Here is a 14,758-nt window from a genome sequence, read left to right on the forward strand (position 1 = left end):
AATTTTTTATGGTAAGTTGAAAAATGGATTTAATCCCCTTTCTTTCTTGTCATTATTTTCTATTTTATTATCTGGATTTGCCTGTTTATATTGATCTACTTTTGAAGAATCTAGGGTAAAGGTAAAATCAATATCCATTGTTTTTCCATCTCTATAAACAGTTATTTTTGCACTATCTCCAACCTTATAATTTAGCAGTTGTTTTTTTAGTGAAATCATATCTGTAACTTCGTTTCCATCTATAGCAGTAATTAAATCTCCTTTTTTAAGTAGGTCATTATCATCAAATACACTTGCAACTACAACACCTTTTTTATCTTTCAAATCACCAAGATTTATTTGTGGATATTGTAAAAAGTAGTCTAGGGATTGGCCTGTAATTCCCAAATAAACAGAATTAAATTTTCCATTTTGTTTTATTTGATCAATTACTGGCTTTACAATATTTATTGGAATTGCAAAACCAATTCCATCGCTGTTGCCAGCTTTTGCGGTATTTATAGCAATTTGCTCCCCTTTTGCATTTAATAAAGCCCCGCCAGAATTTCCAGCGTTGATGGCAGCATCTGTTTGCATTAATCCATCCATTTGAGCTCCGGTATTAAAGCTTACAGTTCTATTTAGGCCTGAAATAATACCACTTGTAACTGTGGATTGAAGTTCTAAGCCTAGTGGATTTCCAATTGCTACTACTCTATCACCTACACCAACTTTATCGCTATCGCCCAATTCCATTACTGGTAAATTTTCTTTATCAACTTTTACAACAGCTAGATCTAGTGTTGCATCATTCCAAACAAGTTTAGCAGGCGCTTTCGAACCATCAGAAAATAATACATTTATCTCGTTGACATCGCCATCGCTTACAACGTGGGAATTTGTTACTATATATCCATCCTTACTTACTATAGACCCAGAGCCAACTCCTTCTGCGTAGCCAGATTGTGGTCCAAAAAAAGTATTTTTTACTACTTTTGAAACTGTAGTAATACCTACAACGCTATCAATCGATTTTTTTACTACAACTGATTCCATTGACTCATTTTCTTTTATTTCTATCTTTTTATTATTATTAGCCTTAGAAGCATTTTCTACTTCCTCTATTTGTTTACTAGGCTCATTTGAAGCTTTTTGATCATTACTTTTTACTGAAATTGTAGTAGTTAGAACATAAACTAATATTCCACCTACAATAGCACCTAGCAAGGCACTGACAAATGAAGGTAGTCCTTGCTTTTTTGAATTATCTCTATTAGCCATAACTATTCCTTTCCTTTCTAAAATTTCTATACCATTATACTACTCTTTATTAGATTAAGTTTATATAAAGTTCGCTAAAACATGGTAAATTTGACTTATTTGTACAATTTAATATAATTATCTATAAGTTAAATTATCTATAATATAGGAGGATACTATGAGTAAATTTATTGCCGACCAATCATTTTTTGAATTATTCCCAGATGCAAAAATTGGAATAGTTCTTTTGCGTGATATAAAAAATAACGAAAGTTCAAGTAAAGAAATTAGACAAATGCTTGATGAAGCCAACGAAAAAGCTTACGATTATTTGACAGAACCAGTTTTTTCAGAAAATAAAGTTATCAAAGTTTGGAGAGACGCTTTCAAGAAATTCAAAACCAAAAAAGGTGCTAGATGTGCCATAGAAGCTTTATTAAAAAGAGTTGATAAAGGTAATCCTGTTGGATCAATTAACCCTTTAGTAGATATTTATAATTCTGTTTCTTTAACATATGCCCTACCTGGTGGAGCAGAAGATATCGATAAATTCGTAGGAAATATGGTTTTAAAAATCACTGATGGTGGAGATAGCTTCCAAGCTTTAGGTGATGATGAAACATCAGAAACTTTACCTGGAGAATTAGCTTATGTTGATGATGAGGGTGCAATCTGCAGATGCTTTAATTGGCGTGATTGTGTAAGGTCAATGATTACTGAAGATACCAAAAATGCCATTTTCTTTATGGAATCAGTTGATCCTGATAGAGATGAAGATCAAAAAGAAGCTCTAAAAACAGTTGCAGAAAATTTCGAGAAATATTTAGATTGCCAAACTGAAATAAAAATCTTAACAAAAGATGATCCTGAAATAGTTTTGAAATAAAAAATCGAATAGGGGCTAAGATCTAGCCCCTTTCACACCACCGTACGTGCCGTTCGGCATACGGCGGTTCAATTTAATTTACACATGTCCTGCTTATATAGTAATCATAAGGGTCAATTAAGCCTGTTTTGCTTAACCTTTCTTTTGTGATTGCTCTTACTAAGCAGGTTTTCGTTGCTACAAAATAATACCTATCTCCACAATAGGATGTTAATCTTGCTAGGTCTTTTACTATTCCCATTTTCCTTAACGCCCATTGTCTTTTCTTCGGTACCTTCCACATTTTCCAGCAGATTATTCTTAGTCTTGTTCTTAGGTGCTCGCTGAAACTTTTTAGTTTACTTTTCATACTAGCTATTTTAAAGTAGTTTATCCAGCCTCTTATTACTTCATTTAACTTTTTGATTCTGTATTCTAAGGATACTGACCATTTTCTTGTGGTGAGTTTCTTCATTTTGTCTTTGAATCTTTTAAATGATGTTTCATGGACTCTTGCTTTCCATTGATTTGTTTTGTTGTCTTTCCAGTAGCCAAATCCTAGATATTTTATTTTGCTTGGTCTTGTTATTTTACTTTTTTCTGCATTTACTTTTAGGCCAAGTTTCTTTTCTATGAATCTTGTTATTGAGTGCATTACTCTTGTGGCTGCTGCTTTACTTCCTACAAATATTAAGCAGTCGTCTGCGTATCTGATGTATCTAAGTTTTCTTGCTTCTAGTTCTTTGTCTAGTTTGTCTAGCATTATGTTGCTTAGCAGTGGTGATAGGTTTCCTCCTTGTGGGGTTCCTATTTCACTTTTCTCGTATATACCTTTGTTCATTATTCCCGCTTTTAGGTATTTTCTGATTAGTGATTCTGTGTCTGGTGCTTTGATGTGCTCATGGACTATGCTCATTAGTTTATCTTGTGGCACTTTGTCGAAGAATTTTTCTAGGTCTATGTCTACTACCCATTCGTACCCGTCGTTTAAATATTCTAGGCTTTTGATTATTGCCATTTGACAGTTTCTTTCTGGTCTGAAGCCATAGCTTGTTTCAGAAAATCTTTTGTCTATTATCGGGGTTAGGACTTGTACGATTGCTTGTTGGATTATTCTGTCCATTACTGTTGGTATTCCAAGTTTTCTTTTTCCTCCGTTTGGTTTTGAGATTTCTACTCGGAGTACTGGTTGTGGTTTGTAGCGTCTTTCGATTATTTCTTGTCTTATCCCTGCCCAGTTTTCTTTGATGTATTCATCTATTTCTTCTACACTTATGCCGTCTGTTCCAGCTGCTCCTTTGTTGGAGATGACTTTTACTTTTGCTTGGTGCATGTTTTCTGGGTTTAGGATTTGACTGATTAGTTTATCTTCCATGTGTGCACTTGCTCCTTTCCGCTTACATAACTTTTTCTTAGGTGTAAGATTTTGATTTCATTTACGTTTCTTCTACTTTCTCTGTCAGATTTGTTATGCTACATACATTTTGCTTGTGCTTTTAAATTGTTCGGTCCTTCGGTGTTTCCACCTACTATGACTTCTGCTGACTTCTCACTATTCGTTGTTACTACTTCTTCGCTAGTGAGACCTCACGGGATAAGCCCTAATACTTTCATCGTTTACTTGCAGAATTTACGCCTTGGGTTTACGGTTACCTTTTGGGTCTTTGCTATCTACAGCTAGCTTGCCCACCTGTTACGCCTTATATTCTGTTCCTGTTCGTCAAGCCACGATTTCGCTACCCGTTCTTCTCTCCTAGATGTCGCCACCTAAAACTTCGGGGTCGCTATTAGATTCGTTGGTAACTACGCTCTGTAGGGATTTTCACCCCAGCATTAGAACATGCCCGTCATACTGTAAATGCCAGCAAAATTAATTTGCCGGCATTTTTTTATATTATGACTTTTTTAATATTTTCAAATTTATAAATTTTATATACATTAGAAATTAAAGCAACTGTTAGTATGCTGTGTCCGATTCCTGAAATTAATGAGACTGCCATAGGATTTATTATGTTTTCCCCCTGGGAAACTACTGTGTAAATTCCACCTAGCATCATACTTATTATTGTAATTACAAGTCCTGTCATATAAATATGATAGGATTTTTTTAAAGAAACAATTTTTTCTTTGTCGTAATTTTTAACTAGCAAATAGAAAATTAATCCTAAGAAAAATCCCAAAGTTAAGCTATGCGTGTGAACGATTCTTATATAATTAAATTCTGTAAAATTATAAAATTTGTTAAATTCTCTTGAAAATACTCCACCCATTATTCCCATAATTAAAAATACTAAGGAGTTTGCCAAAATTGAGAAACTATTATGTTCTCTAACAAAATATTTAAAGCCAAAAATCACTATAAATAAATATGCTAATGTTTTTGGCATCATTAATGCTCCAAGACCTGGATATTTATCGGCAAATAAGACTACTGGAATGTAAAAAGCAAAACTTAATAAGATTAGCCACCACATATGCTTAAGTCCAACTTTTTCTTTTTCCTTATATGACCAAATTATTAGAACAAGGCCCAAAATCGCAAATGGAATATTCCTATAAATGCCCCAAATGTATGACTCATTGGCCCCACCCCAATTATTAGCTGGCATTAAAACTAAAATTATTCTGATTATTGCAAGTCCGTAAACGAGAATTTTTTTCTTATTGTCTAAATCTTTTGATTGACTTTTATAAAAATAATAATATAAGACGTAAAAAATCGTCATTGTTATGCTCGTAACAAATTTCCCCCAAGATAAAGCCGCAAGGTTAGCTTCAAATCCACCAGGACTTAAATGTGAAATTACTCTTGGCAAAAGATGGAAACTATCTCCAGCGCCTAACAAAATTGCCATAATTCCAAATAATTTTGCTTCTTTGTTTTTTTCTAATAATAGCCTTACTCCAAAAGCTATTACCAAAATTAAATATCCTATATCAAAAAAACTTTCACCTAGCTTCATTAAAAATCCCCTCCTTTATCCATTTTATATGGATTTTATATTTTTCAATAAATAAGTCTTTGTCCCATTTTTCTCTAAAATTTCTCTGAATAAGCGCATGGACAACAGCTCTAAAGAAGTTTACTTTTTCTAGGTCAACACCCATTTCTTTTGCCTTTTCAAAAACTTTATTGTAATCCTGGTGATTTTTGATCCGATTTTCTTCTAAATATTCATTCCAATGAAGAAATCTATTTTTGTATAAATTGTAACAAGAATCATCAAAGATTATATCGGCAATTTCATAGCCAAAATCATCAAGACAAAGGCTAATATCGCCATTATTTTTCTTTAAAGTTTGCATAAAAAGCAAATGAATGTCGTATGTTTTGTTATCCAAAATATAAAAATACGAATCATAAAGATTTTCAAAATATTGATAAAAACTTCCTCTAGCTATAGATAAATTTTCTACTATTGTCTTAATATTTACATCAGCAAAGGCTTTGTCAGAAAATTCTTTAGTCAAAACTTCTGTAATCCTATCTTTTTTTTCCTTTTCTAAATTGTAAAAAGTATCTTTTGGCAAATAAAACCTCCTTTTATGACACTGTGTCATTTACAAAAAATATTATATGTGACACCATGTCATTTGTCAAGTAAATTTAAATACAAAATTATTATGCTTGCTTATATTTTAAATTTTATAAACAAATATTTCTTCATCTATTTGTTTAAATCCAACTGAAGTAAATACCTTTTTACTTTGCTTGTTAAAAGAATAAATATTTGCCTTTATTTCTTTTCTTTCTAACTCTTTTGCAAGTTTTATGATTTCTTTAATGCAGAGCTTACCTATTCCCAAATTTTGAAAATCTTTTGCTATAACTATGCTTATTTCATTATCATCTGTTAGAGAGATGTCCCCTACCAAGTTTTCTTTATATTTAATATAGTAACAAAGGCCATGATCATTCAAATACTTATACATTCTGATAAGTCTGTCTTTGTCGTAAATATAGTCTATATTGTCCACTTGTTTGCAGAGATCATAATCTTGATACCAAGTTAATGTAAGCTCATAATTTTCAAAATAAGGAATAAGACTTATTTCATCTGTAATTTTTCTTTCTTTCATATCTTTGACTAGCTCTATTAGTGAAATAATAGTAATTTTCTAATATCTGCTTAAAAAATATTAATCTACTATTAATTCCATTTTTATATGAGGGATATCATCCAGCAAAAATTCCTCAGAAATTTGCTTAAAGTCTAAGTTTTCATAAAATTTTCTTGCATAGCTTTGAGCTTCTATATAAATTTTTTCTGCTTTAAAATTTTCTTTGGCAGCCTTTATTCCCTCACTTAAAAGTTTGCTGCCTATTCCACATCTTCTTTTTGCAGAAATCACTCTTCCAATTGCAACATCTTCGCTTTCAACTCCCTTATCCAAAATCCTTAGATAGGCAATAATCTCATCGTCTTCTTTAAAATAAACATGAATAGCATCGTAATCCAAATTATCGATCTCTTCATATGGACAACTTTGTTCAACTACAAAAACATCGACCCTAAGTTTTAATATTTGATATAGTTCACGTGTTGAAAGTTGATCAAAACGCTTTATATAAGTTTGCATATAATCCACCCTTTTTAAAATATGTATTTTATTTATAGTGCTATTTAATTTTCCCGCCAAGTTTAGTCAAGTTTTTTATCTTTTACAACAAATCTACATTTTGGAAAATTCGAACATCCTATAAACTTCCCATATTTTCCTTCTCTTTCAACTAATTTCCCACCACATTTTGGACAAATATTTAGTTTAATTTTTTCCTCATTTTCTTTCTTTAATTTTTTTATATCTCTTTCATGAGAAAAATCTGTTTGCATAGATTTATTATCTTCAATAATTTTTACAATCTTATCAACATCTTCTTTTGAAATAATTTCATTTATAGATAGGGATTTGATTGTGTCTGAAACTTCAGCAATCTTACAGATACTTGCGCTTTTAGCTTCTATATCTTTAAGATTAGCCTCTGCCGAAAAAGCTATAATTGAATGATAAACCATATTTGGATAATTTTCTTCTAATATTGCTTCTAAGGCTTTGATATGACCATAATTTTGTAGAATTGGATTCATAAAGTTATTTTTTTGATTGGATAAATATTGCACCCACTGTTTGGAATATTCTTTTCCATAAATTTTTCCCTTATATCCCTTTGTTTCTATACAAAAAATCCCGTATGTAGAAACTATAATATGATCTATTTGACTGGTTTTTGTACGCATACTTGGATTTATTAATTTGATATCATGAAGCTTTACATACTTTTACCTATCAAGGTCTTTTACCTCTAGTGCAACAGCTATCTCTCCAATATCCCCCTTAAATTTTGACTTAAAAACAGTTATTAACAAGATACAGCCAATAAAAAGACCAATCGCAATTTTTAATTCCATAAACTCTCCTTAAATTTAAAAATAATTTCCTATAAAAAATTATACTTAATTATCAAAAATTATGTACTTACCCCATTGGATTATATCTTTGTTTAATCGATTGGTGATCGCTTTGGCAAAAAGTTCGTGGGCTTTTTTGTCGCTGGTTTTTAGATATGAGATAGCTTTTTTGCTGCCAAAATAATACATATCTCTAAGCAAATAATAATCTTCTAGGCTTTCTGCTAAAAAAGAAATAGCTCTAAAATCTCCTTCCAAATCTCCTTTTTCCACTCTTTTTAAAGTTTTTCTAATCCATGAAATAAGAAAATTTTTCTCATTTTCATCTGTAAAAGTATTTTGATTTACGTAATTTTTAACTTTTTCTTTTAGATTTTTGCCAATGCCATTATCTTTTACTATTTCTGCCCAGAAAATCGGCAAAAAAGTATCGCTATCAAGCTTTCCTATTTCATCTTTGTCATAGATAAAACAATCTAATCTTACTTGCTCAACTAGGCTGTCGTCGTGACTTATATTTTTATCTTCGACTATTATCAAGCAATCAAAATCACTAGTAGAATCATTTGTTCCGTCAGCGTAGGAACCATATAAAAATATCGTTAGCGGATGGTATTTTTCTTCCAAATAATTTATAATTTTTTCTTTTATTTCCATAAAATTCTCTTTTCTAAATCTTCAAAATTTTATTAATCAATTTTATTCCAATTTTTTGATATCAATTTTTCTAAGCTATTCTTATTATCCTTAAAAATCTTACCGTCAAAAGGGATTTCGTAGGCAACTTTTTTCCCTATATGTATTAAATTAATAATTGCTTTAGATTTTTTCTGATCCATTGTGAAAGATTCTATTTCATGCCAAGGCATTAATAAAAAATCTCTATTTACTGAATTGCTAATTTCTTCTTCGTATATTCCCTTGGAAGAAAAATATAAAATAAAAGTTCTACTTGAGTCAAATGTGTACCATAAATTACTGACTAGCAATTTACCAAGACCTGTTTTAAAATCATTGTGCTTAAAAGCAACCAAATAGTTTTCCTTATCTTTAAAATCTTTATAAACTTTCTCGCTAATTTCTTCATTAGTGTTAAATAATAATCCCATTTCTTCTCCTTTATTTAAAAATAAAAACTTCTTTTATATCCTTATCCAAAACTTTGCAAATTTTGTAGGCTGTTTCTAAAGTTGGACTTATGGTTTTATTTTCATAAGCCATAATTGATCTTCTTTTTAGTCCTACAGCTTTTGCCAGTTTTGCTTGCGAAAGTCCAAGCTCCTTGCGAAATTCTGCAATTTTATTATCAATTTCTACATCCATAAAATCACCCTATCATAAAATATTTTCTCATATTTTCTAATATTAAATTTAATCTATAATGAATTATTTGTTACATTTATAGTACATGTTTTTTAAAATTTTGTCAATTTCAATCAAAGATTGGGTATGTATATAAGGATTAAATTTTAGGAGGGAATATGAGAATTGGATTATTAGTTGGATCTTTGAGGAAGGGTTCATGGAATAAAAAACTTGCAAAGGAAGTATCAGACTTGTTAGATGTGGAATCATATCTAATCGACTTAAGCGATATGCCATTTTACAACCAAGATCTTGATGGAGCAAATCCTTTAGATAAATATCAAAGATTGAGAGAAGATGTGAAAAAATGTGATGGATTTATTTTTATCACTCCAGAATACAACAGATCTCTAGCTCCAGTTTTAAAAAATGCTATTGACATAGCTTCAAGAGGTCCAGAGGGCAACTTATGGGCAAAAAAACCTGCAGCAGTATTTAGCTCAACAATAGGATCAATGGGAGCAGTTTCATCAAATCTTGCCCTAAAACAATCTTTTACTTGTGTAGATCTTATATCAATGAGCAAACCTGAGGTATATATAGCAAGAATCAATGAACTTTTTGACAAAGACGGAAGATTAGTAGAAGATACAAGAAAATTCCTAAAGTCAGCTTGTGATGAGTTTGTAAGCTTTGCTAAGAAGATAATTGGATAAATACAAATTATAAAGAGGACTAGTCGTTAAGAATTTTTGTCTTAATATAAAATCCTCTTTTCCTTTCCTTATTATTTTTTTGCTTATTTGCATTTTATTTGAGCAATAGGAGAATCTTATGGAAGAAAAAAAGAAGTTTAAATTTATTATCTATGCCTTTATACTTTTGATAGTTATAGGCGTATTAGGCTATATGATATTATTAAAAGTTGATTTTGTAGATGCTTTATACATGACCGTCATTACAATATCAACTGTTGGTTTTGGTGAGGTTGGAACAACAAGCGATCAATCTGAAATCTTTTCAATTTTTATGATATTTTTAGGAGTAGGTGTAGTTGGATATACCTTTACAACAGTAGTTGCAATGTTTGTTGAAGGCAAGCTTACAGAATTGTGGAAAGGAAGTAAAATGGAGAAAAAAATTTCCGCTTTAAGTGACCATTATATAATTTGTGGATCTGGTGAATTAGCAGAGGTTATAATAAAAAAATTTATTGATGAGAATTTAAATTTTGTAGTAATAACTGATAAGATAAAAGACCTTGATGATTATAGTCATCACGACATTTTAGTAATTGAAGGACATTCCACAGAAGAAAGTATCTTGGAACATGCTGGAATAAATAAAGCAAAGGGTCTTATTTCAACCTTAGATAGTGAAGTAGATAACATTGTAACGGTTCTTACAGCAAGAAATCTTAATAAAGATATTTATATAATAGCAAATTCCCTCAGCAAATCTGGCAGTGAAAAATTATTAAAAGTTGGTGCAAATAAAACTTTATCAGCTGTAGAAATAAGTGGCAAAAGAATGGTCTCACTTATGATAAAACCAAATATTATCTCTTTTTTGGATGTAGTCACAAGAATCGGTGATGTTGAACTTGATTTAGAAGAAGTAATTGTAAAAAAAGCTTCCTACCTGGAAAACAAAACACTATTAGAAGCTCAAATTCCTAAAAAAACTGGTCTGATCGTTCTAGCAATAAAAAAGATTGAAAGTGGTCAATTACAATTTAACCCTCCAGTAGATTACATTTTTAAAATTGGAGATGTACTAATTGTTCTAGGAAGAGAAGAGCAAGTTGATAAATTAAGACATCTAGGAGATGAAATCAAATAAGGCTATGATTTATAGCCTTATTTATCTTTAAATTTCTATAACCAACCCAAAATTCAACAATTTCATTAAATCCTCTTTACTCTTCTTCGCTTAGTAAATTACTTGTTTCTTCGATAAAACCATTATCTTTCCACCATAAAACAAGATTATTAGGGAAATTTTCAGAAGAGTAATCTATATCGATGCTTTCTAAGTCGTCAATTTCGAAATTTACCTAAAATAGATGTAGTTTTTCCTTTGACAGGAAAAGGTAGAATAGGAATTATACGGTTAAAAATCCAAGAATATCCTTCAAAACTTTCATCGTCAAAAAGAAAGGCAGCATCTCTATCTGTTTTATCATTGTATGGTCTGATATCCTCCAACTCTGCTATAGCTATGGCGTGTCCGGTCATTAATGTGGCTTTCTCCCTTTTGTTGATAGCTTTTGAAGCGCAAATTAAAATCCATCCACGATAATCCGTCTTCCAACTACGAAGTTCAATCCATTTTACTCCCATAGCAATTAATGTCGCATATAGAGGTTGAATACTAAGAGCTTTCATTTTTTCTCCTTTTTAATAATTCTCTATTTTAGATAAAAAATTGCAAGCATAAAACACTGTAATTTTTAAATTTTATACTATTTATATATGCCCTTATACTCATTATAAACTATATGAAGCAAATCTGAAAATTCTTTGGATTTGGATTCCATTAGTCCATGGCTAGTATTTTTCATAATATTAAAATCTTTTTTGAAACATTAATTTTATTAAAAAATAAATACAAGACTACTTTATTCAAAATCTCACTGATATCAAAAATTTAAGTAGACTAAATTCAATCTATTTTCATAATACGTACACTGATTATGATAAATCATATGGAAAATATATATTTTACATAATTCGAACTCCTTACTACTAAATGAAAATAATTAACAGTATTAATTTCTTCATATCATAAAACTCTTTTAGATAAGCATCTAATTTACAAATTATAAACTTCTTTTCTTGAGAAAACTATAAATCTTCCAACTCATCTAATAGCAACTATTATTTAAAAAACAAAAAATTCGATAAGAATATCTTCTCCATCTTTTGCTTAGAAATTTAAGAGTAAATGTTTATATTGTAAAATCCTAAAAAATTGATAAAAAAAAACATCTACTTTTGTAGATGCTAAGAAAAAATTCCAAATTTTTCAGGGACAATCCCTGTCTTTTGATACTCGATATTTAAACTAAATAATAGATTTAAGGCATGATTGTCAATTCCCTCTTCTGATAAACTCCAACAATGACTTGAATTTTCTACTATAATTTTTCCACAACTACAAAACTCCCAACAATCTACCTCAGGGTACTTCTTTTTTTCAATCCATACTTTTTTCCCATTTAATTTTTTCATTTTTTTCTTTATAATGGTTGGCTTTGGAAAAAAATCTTTACTTATAAGAAGAATTCCGTCGTAATTATTCATGGCTTATTTGTAATTATCTAAATCTATATTATATGAAGTGTATTCGTAAGCATACCATTCATCGTCCATTGAAATCAATCGGCAAGATACTCCATATCCCATGCTCATAATCAAATCTCCTATTAATAACAGTATACTCGATCTTATATAACCTAAAAGCACAAAAAAATCAGCTCAATATTTTTACATCTAATTATCTCATCATTGTTTACCAATAACTAATTTCTTATAAAACTACCAAAAAACCTGATTTTTTATAAATTTCACAAAAAACCTATTTACACATATTATAAAATTAAAAAACTTAGGTCTGCTGCTAATCTTAGAAAAGTATTATATTCTCTAAAAACAATAATATAAATAGACTAATCAGTTCTAATTAATAAAATTTAATAAAAAAACAGGTCTAAAACCTGTCTAAAAAAATTATGTGAAAATTTAAAAACTACTTGGCGTGCCATTGAGGATTCGAACCCCAGGCCTTCTGGTCCGTAGCCAGACGCTCTATCCAGCTGAGCTAATGGCACAAAAAAATAAATGGCGCGCCTGGGAGGAATCGAACCCCCGGCACACGGATTAGAAGTCCGTTGCTCTATCCAGCTGAGCTACAGGCGCACATTATCTTGACTGAGATAATTATAACACAAATATCACATTAATGCAAGAAATAATTAAAATTTATATAAAATTTTAAAATTATGTAAAAATTGGAGCGGATGACGAGATTCGAACTCGCGACCCTCGCCTTGGCAAGGCGATGCTCTACCACTGAGCCACATCCGCAAAAATATACTAGCTATTAAATTCAATTTCAATTTATCAAAAATGGCGACTCGGATGGGGATCGAACCCACGACCTCCGCCGTGACAGGGCGGCATTCTAACCAGCTGAACTACCGAGCCATAAACTATTTAAGTATTATGGAGCTGATGATAGGACTTGAACCTACAACCTATTGATTACAAATCAATTGCTCTGCCAATTGAGCTACATCAGCAACTTAAAATTTATCAATATACTAAGTAATTGATTAAAATATGGTGGAAGTAACAGGGCTCGAACCTGTGACCCCCTGCTTGTAAGGCAGATGCTCTCCCAACTGAGCTATACTTCCATATAAGCAATACCTAACTCAAGACAATAAATTTTGCCCTGGGATTTTCGTACTTCGGTATTTCGTACTTGAGTGCGACTCCTCCTAAATCCGGAGGGACTTGTTTGCTGACCCTACCGGGATTTGTAACCCAGTCCCTTGTAGGGTTTTAAATATTTATATTTAAAATCTTTGAGATGAGCCTTTGGCGAATCCAAAGAACTTACCGCCGTGAACACGACGGTATCCCCGTCAAAGATTGCTATCATTTTATAATATCAAATAAATTAATTTGGTGACCCTATCGGGATTTGTAACCCAGTCCCTTGTAGGGTTTTAAATATTTATATTTAAAATCTTTGAGATGAGCCTTTGGCGAATCCAAAGAACTTACCACCGTGAACACGGTGATATCCCCGTCAAAGATTGCTATCATTTTATAATATCAAATAAATTGATTTGGTGACCCTACCGGGATTTGAACCCGGGATACCACCGTGAAAGGGTGGTGTCTTAACCGCTTGACCATAGGGCCTCAAAATTTATAAAATTGAATTATTACAAATCCATTGGGATTTGTAACCCAGTCCCTCGTTGGGTGAAAAGTACCTAGTACTTTTCATTTTCGAGATGAATCGATGCTTGAGCATTCGATGAATCCGAAAAACTACCCGCCGTGAACACGGTGGTTCTCCGTCAATATATCTCAATTATTAAATATAAGGGTAACTAGATTATGGTGACCCCATCGGGATTCGTAACCCAGTCCCTCGTTGGGTGAAAAGTGCCTAGTACTTTTCATTTTCGAGATGAATCGATGCTTTAGCAATCGATGAATCAGAAAAACTACCCGACGTGAACACGGTGGTTCTCCGTCAATATATCTCAATTATTAAATATAAGGGTAACATAAATTGTGGTGACCCCATCGGGATTCGAACCCGAGAACCCGCCGTGAGAGGGCGATGTCTTAACCGCTTGACCATGGGGCCAAAAATTTTTATAAACTTTTAAATAAAAAAATGGTAGCGAAGAAGAGACTTGAACTCTTGACACTCCGGGTATGAACCGAATGCTCTAGCCAACTGAGCTACTTCGCCACATAAAAAATAATAAATTTTCTTTGGTTGCGGGAGCTGGATTTGAACCAACGACCTCCGGGTTATGAGCCCGACGAGCTACCAAACTGCTCTATCCCGCGATAAAGTAATTATTATTGATATTGTACTTATTATTATATTTCATTAACCAATATTTTACAAATAATTTATAAATAAAACTTGGCGCTCAGGGTGGGACTCGAACCCACAACCTACCGGTTAACAGCCGGGTGCTCCACCATTGAGCTACCTAAGCATATTTTTTTGTGTTCATTTAATTTTCTACTAGCCTATTGGCTAGTAGTTTTTAAATGTTTAGCAGCTTCCTACTCTACCGGGAGGCTTCCCTCCGAGTACCATCGGCGTTGTTGGGCTTAACTTCTGTGTTCGGTATGGTTACAGGTGTATCCCCAGCGCTATCGCCACTATATTCATGACC

16 protein-coding genes, 11 tRNA genes, 1 rRNA gene and 1 pseudogene are annotated in these 14,758 nt (G+C 31.8%); 3 read left to right on the forward strand and 26 right to left on the reverse strand.

Translation table 11 applies throughout. The annotated features are described in order from the left end of the window. Positions 1-6 precede the first annotated feature (6 nt). A complete protein-coding gene (locus CS884_RS04760) occupies positions 7-1,260 on the reverse strand; it encodes a S1C family serine protease (protein ID WP_099320918.1) in 1,254 nt (417 codons plus the stop codon). Between the two features lie 157 nt (positions 1,261-1,417). Between CS884_RS04760 and CS884_RS04765 the strand changes: the two genes are divergently transcribed. Further along, positions 1,418-2,125, forward strand: coding sequence for a B3/4 domain-containing protein (locus tag CS884_RS04765; RefSeq protein ID WP_099320919.1), 708 nt, complete (start codon positions 1,418-1,420; stop codon positions 2,123-2,125). Positions 2,126-2,198: 73 nt separating this feature from the next. On the opposite strand, the gene ltrA is transcribed toward CS884_RS04765, so the two are convergent. The 11 genes and pseudogenes from ltrA to CS884_RS04810 all read right to left on the reverse strand — a co-directional run bounded on the left by ltrA (position 2,199) and on the right by CS884_RS04810 (position 8,838). Further along, complete coding sequence (gene ltrA, locus CS884_RS04770; RefSeq protein WP_099320142.1) at positions 2,199-3,479, reverse strand: group II intron reverse transcriptase/maturase; 1,281 nt, start codon at positions 3,477-3,479, stop codon at positions 2,199-2,201. A gap of 514 nt (positions 3,480-3,993) precedes the next feature. After that, positions 3,994-5,067: a DUF2871 family protein gene (locus CS884_RS04775; RefSeq protein ID WP_099320920.1), complete on the reverse strand. Its 1,074-nt coding sequence runs from the start codon at positions 5,065-5,067 to the stop codon at positions 3,994-3,996. Next, on the reverse strand, positions 5,054-5,635 hold the full coding sequence (locus CS884_RS04780) for a TetR/AcrR family transcriptional regulator (RefSeq protein ID WP_099320921.1): 582 nt from the start codon (positions 5,633-5,635) through the stop codon (positions 5,054-5,056). Before CS884_RS04780 ends, CS884_RS04775 begins: the two co-directional genes overlap by 14 nt. Positions 5,636-5,743: 108 nt before the next feature. Next, positions 5,744-6,184, reverse strand: a complete 441-nt coding sequence (locus CS884_RS04785) for a GNAT family N-acetyltransferase (protein ID WP_099320922.1) — start codon at positions 6,182-6,184, stop codon at positions 5,744-5,746. A 60-nt stretch (positions 6,185-6,244) separates the two neighbouring features. Further along, the gene (locus CS884_RS04790) at positions 6,245-6,685 is read right to left on the reverse strand and encodes a GNAT family N-acetyltransferase (protein WP_099320923.1); all 441 of its coding nucleotides are present in this window, start codon (positions 6,683-6,685) and stop codon (positions 6,245-6,247) included. Between the two features lie 62 nt (positions 6,686-6,747). Further along, entirely contained in the window at positions 6,748-7,122 is a 375-nt protein-coding gene (locus CS884_RS10880; RefSeq protein WP_308216801.1) for a topoisomerase DNA-binding C4 zinc finger domain-containing protein, read from the reverse strand. After that, positions 7,105-7,371 (reverse strand): annotated as a pseudogene (locus CS884_RS10825) (nuclease-related domain-containing protein); the annotation flags it as partial. The gene CS884_RS10880 and the pseudogene CS884_RS10825, both read right to left, overlap by 18 nt. 15 nt (positions 7,372-7,386) lie before the next feature. Further along, positions 7,387-7,515 (reverse strand): hypothetical protein, encoded by a 129-nt coding sequence (locus CS884_RS10830; RefSeq protein ID WP_257875752.1) that lies wholly within the window; start codon positions 7,513-7,515, stop codon positions 7,387-7,389. Positions 7,516-7,560: 45 nt separating this feature from the next. Next, a complete protein-coding gene (locus CS884_RS04800) occupies positions 7,561-8,172 on the reverse strand; it encodes a nucleotidyltransferase domain-containing protein (RefSeq protein WP_219350576.1) in 612 nt (203 codons plus the stop codon). A gap of 32 nt (positions 8,173-8,204) precedes the next feature. Beyond that, positions 8,205-8,624, reverse strand: a complete 420-nt coding sequence (locus CS884_RS04805) for a histidine kinase (protein ID WP_099320924.1) — start codon at positions 8,622-8,624, stop codon at positions 8,205-8,207. A gap of 10 nt (positions 8,625-8,634) precedes the next feature. Next, positions 8,635-8,838, reverse strand: coding sequence for a helix-turn-helix transcriptional regulator (locus CS884_RS04810; protein WP_099320925.1), 204 nt, complete (start codon positions 8,836-8,838; stop codon positions 8,635-8,637). Positions 8,839-8,996: 158 nt separating this feature from the next. On the opposite strand from CS884_RS04810, the gene CS884_RS04815 reads away from it, so the two are divergent. After that, the gene (locus CS884_RS04815; RefSeq protein ID WP_099320926.1) at positions 8,997-9,536 is read left to right on the forward strand and encodes an NADPH-dependent FMN reductase; all 540 of its coding nucleotides are present in this window, start codon (positions 8,997-8,999) and stop codon (positions 9,534-9,536) included. A gap of 118 nt (positions 9,537-9,654) precedes the next feature. Continuing rightward, positions 9,655-10,662 carry a TrkA family potassium uptake protein gene (locus tag CS884_RS04820; RefSeq protein WP_099320927.1) on the forward strand — a complete coding sequence of 336 codons (1,008 nt, stop codon included), beginning with the start codon at positions 9,655-9,657 and terminating at the stop codon, positions 10,660-10,662. 197 nt (positions 10,663-10,859) lie between these two features. Here CS884_RS04820 and CS884_RS04825 read toward each other — a convergent pair whose 3' ends face one another. From CS884_RS04825 to rrf, 14 genes are all read right to left on the reverse strand, one after another. Then, entirely contained in the window at positions 10,860-11,207 is a 348-nt protein-coding gene (locus tag CS884_RS04825; protein WP_257875753.1) for an ASCH domain-containing protein, read from the reverse strand. Positions 11,208-11,825: 618 nt separating this feature from the next. Continuing rightward, positions 11,826-12,053 carry a hypothetical protein gene (locus CS884_RS04830; RefSeq protein ID WP_143434412.1) on the reverse strand — a complete coding sequence of 76 codons (228 nt, stop codon included), beginning with the start codon at positions 12,051-12,053 and terminating at the stop codon, positions 11,826-11,828. Between the two features lie 522 nt (positions 12,054-12,575). Next, positions 12,576-12,652, reverse strand: a tRNA-Arg gene (locus CS884_RS04835). Between the two features lie 11 nt (positions 12,653-12,663). Then, positions 12,664-12,740, reverse strand: a tRNA-Arg gene (locus tag CS884_RS04840). Between the two features lie 93 nt (positions 12,741-12,833). Beyond that, positions 12,834-12,908: transfer RNA gene (locus tag CS884_RS04845), tRNA-Gly, on the reverse strand. A 43-nt stretch (positions 12,909-12,951) separates the two neighbouring features. Then, positions 12,952-13,028 (reverse strand) — tRNA-Asp (locus CS884_RS04850). Between the two features lie 19 nt (positions 13,029-13,047). After that, positions 13,048-13,123, reverse strand: a tRNA-Thr gene (locus CS884_RS04855). Positions 13,124-13,164: 41 nt separating this feature from the next. Beyond that, positions 13,165-13,240: transfer RNA gene (locus tag CS884_RS04860), tRNA-Val, on the reverse strand. Positions 13,241-13,679: 439 nt separating this feature from the next. Beyond that, positions 13,680-13,754 (reverse strand) — tRNA-Glu (locus CS884_RS04865). Positions 13,755-14,136: 382 nt separating this feature from the next. Further along, a tRNA-Glu gene (locus tag CS884_RS04870) sits at positions 14,137-14,211 on the reverse strand. Positions 14,212-14,242: 31 nt separating this feature from the next. Beyond that, positions 14,243-14,319, reverse strand: a tRNA-Met gene (locus CS884_RS04875). A 24-nt stretch (positions 14,320-14,343) separates the two neighbouring features. Further along, positions 14,344-14,420: transfer RNA gene (locus CS884_RS04880), tRNA-Met, on the reverse strand. An 80-nt stretch (positions 14,421-14,500) separates the two neighbouring features. Further along, a tRNA-Asn gene (locus tag CS884_RS04885) sits at positions 14,501-14,575 on the reverse strand. Between the two features lie 57 nt (positions 14,576-14,632). Beyond that, a 5S ribosomal RNA gene (gene rrf / locus CS884_RS04890) occupies positions 14,633-14,749 on the reverse strand. Positions 14,750-14,758 lie beyond the last annotated feature (9 nt).

Origin of the sequence: Anaerococcus sp. Marseille-P3625, from assembly GCF_900232825.1 — a bacterium.
GTDB lineage: Bacteria > Bacillota > Clostridia > Tissierellales > Peptoniphilaceae > Anaerococcus.

What these genes read in the sequence shown, in the direction of transcription:
- CS884_RS04760 (WP_099320918.1), bottom strand. Translation starts at nt 1,260, where the DNA reads ATGGCTAATAGAGATAATTCAAAAAAGCAAGGACTACCTTCATTTGTC.
- CS884_RS04765 (WP_099320919.1), top strand. Translation starts at nt 1,418, where the DNA reads ATGAGTAAATTTATTGCCGACCAATCATTTTTTGAATTATTCCCAGAT.
- ltrA (WP_099320142.1), bottom strand. Translation starts at nt 3,479, where the DNA reads ATGGAAGATAAACTAATCAGTCAAATCCTAAACCCAGAAAACATGCAC.
- CS884_RS04775 (WP_099320920.1), bottom strand. Translation starts at nt 5,067, where the DNA reads ATGAAGCTAGGTGAAAGTTTTTTTGATATAGGATATTTAATTTTGGTA.
- CS884_RS04785 (WP_099320922.1), bottom strand. Translation starts at nt 6,184, where the DNA reads ATGAAAGAAAGAAAAATTACAGATGAAATAAGTCTTATTCCTTATTTT.
- CS884_RS04790 (WP_099320923.1), bottom strand. Translation starts at nt 6,685, where the DNA reads ATGCAAACTTATATAAAGCGTTTTGATCAACTTTCAACACGTGAACTA.
- CS884_RS10880 (WP_308216801.1), bottom strand. Translation starts at nt 7,122, where the DNA reads ATGGTTTATCATTCAATTATAGCTTTTTCGGCAGAGGCTAATCTTAAA.
- CS884_RS10830 (WP_257875752.1), bottom strand. Translation starts at nt 7,515, where the DNA reads ATGGAATTAAAAATTGCGATTGGTCTTTTTATTGGCTGTATCTTGTTA.
- CS884_RS04800 (WP_219350576.1), bottom strand. Translation starts at nt 8,172, where the DNA reads ATGGAAATAAAAGAAAAAATTATAAATTATTTGGAAGAAAAATACCAT.
- CS884_RS04805 (WP_099320924.1), bottom strand. Translation starts at nt 8,624, where the DNA reads ATGGGATTATTATTTAACACTAATGAAGAAATTAGCGAGAAAGTTTAT.
- CS884_RS04810 (WP_099320925.1), bottom strand. Translation starts at nt 8,838, where the DNA reads ATGGATGTAGAAATTGATAATAAAATTGCAGAATTTCGCAAGGAGCTT.
- CS884_RS04815 (WP_099320926.1), top strand. Translation starts at nt 8,997, where the DNA reads ATGAGAATTGGATTATTAGTTGGATCTTTGAGGAAGGGTTCATGGAAT.
- CS884_RS04820 (WP_099320927.1), top strand. Translation starts at nt 9,655, where the DNA reads ATGGAAGAAAAAAAGAAGTTTAAATTTATTATCTATGCCTTTATACTT.
- CS884_RS04825 (WP_257875753.1), bottom strand. Translation starts at nt 11,207, where the DNA reads ATGAAAGCTCTTAGTATTCAACCTCTATATGCGACATTAATTGCTATG.
- CS884_RS04830 (WP_143434412.1), bottom strand. Translation starts at nt 12,053, where the DNA reads ATGAAAAAATTAAATGGGAAAAAAGTATGGATTGAAAAAAAGAAGTAC.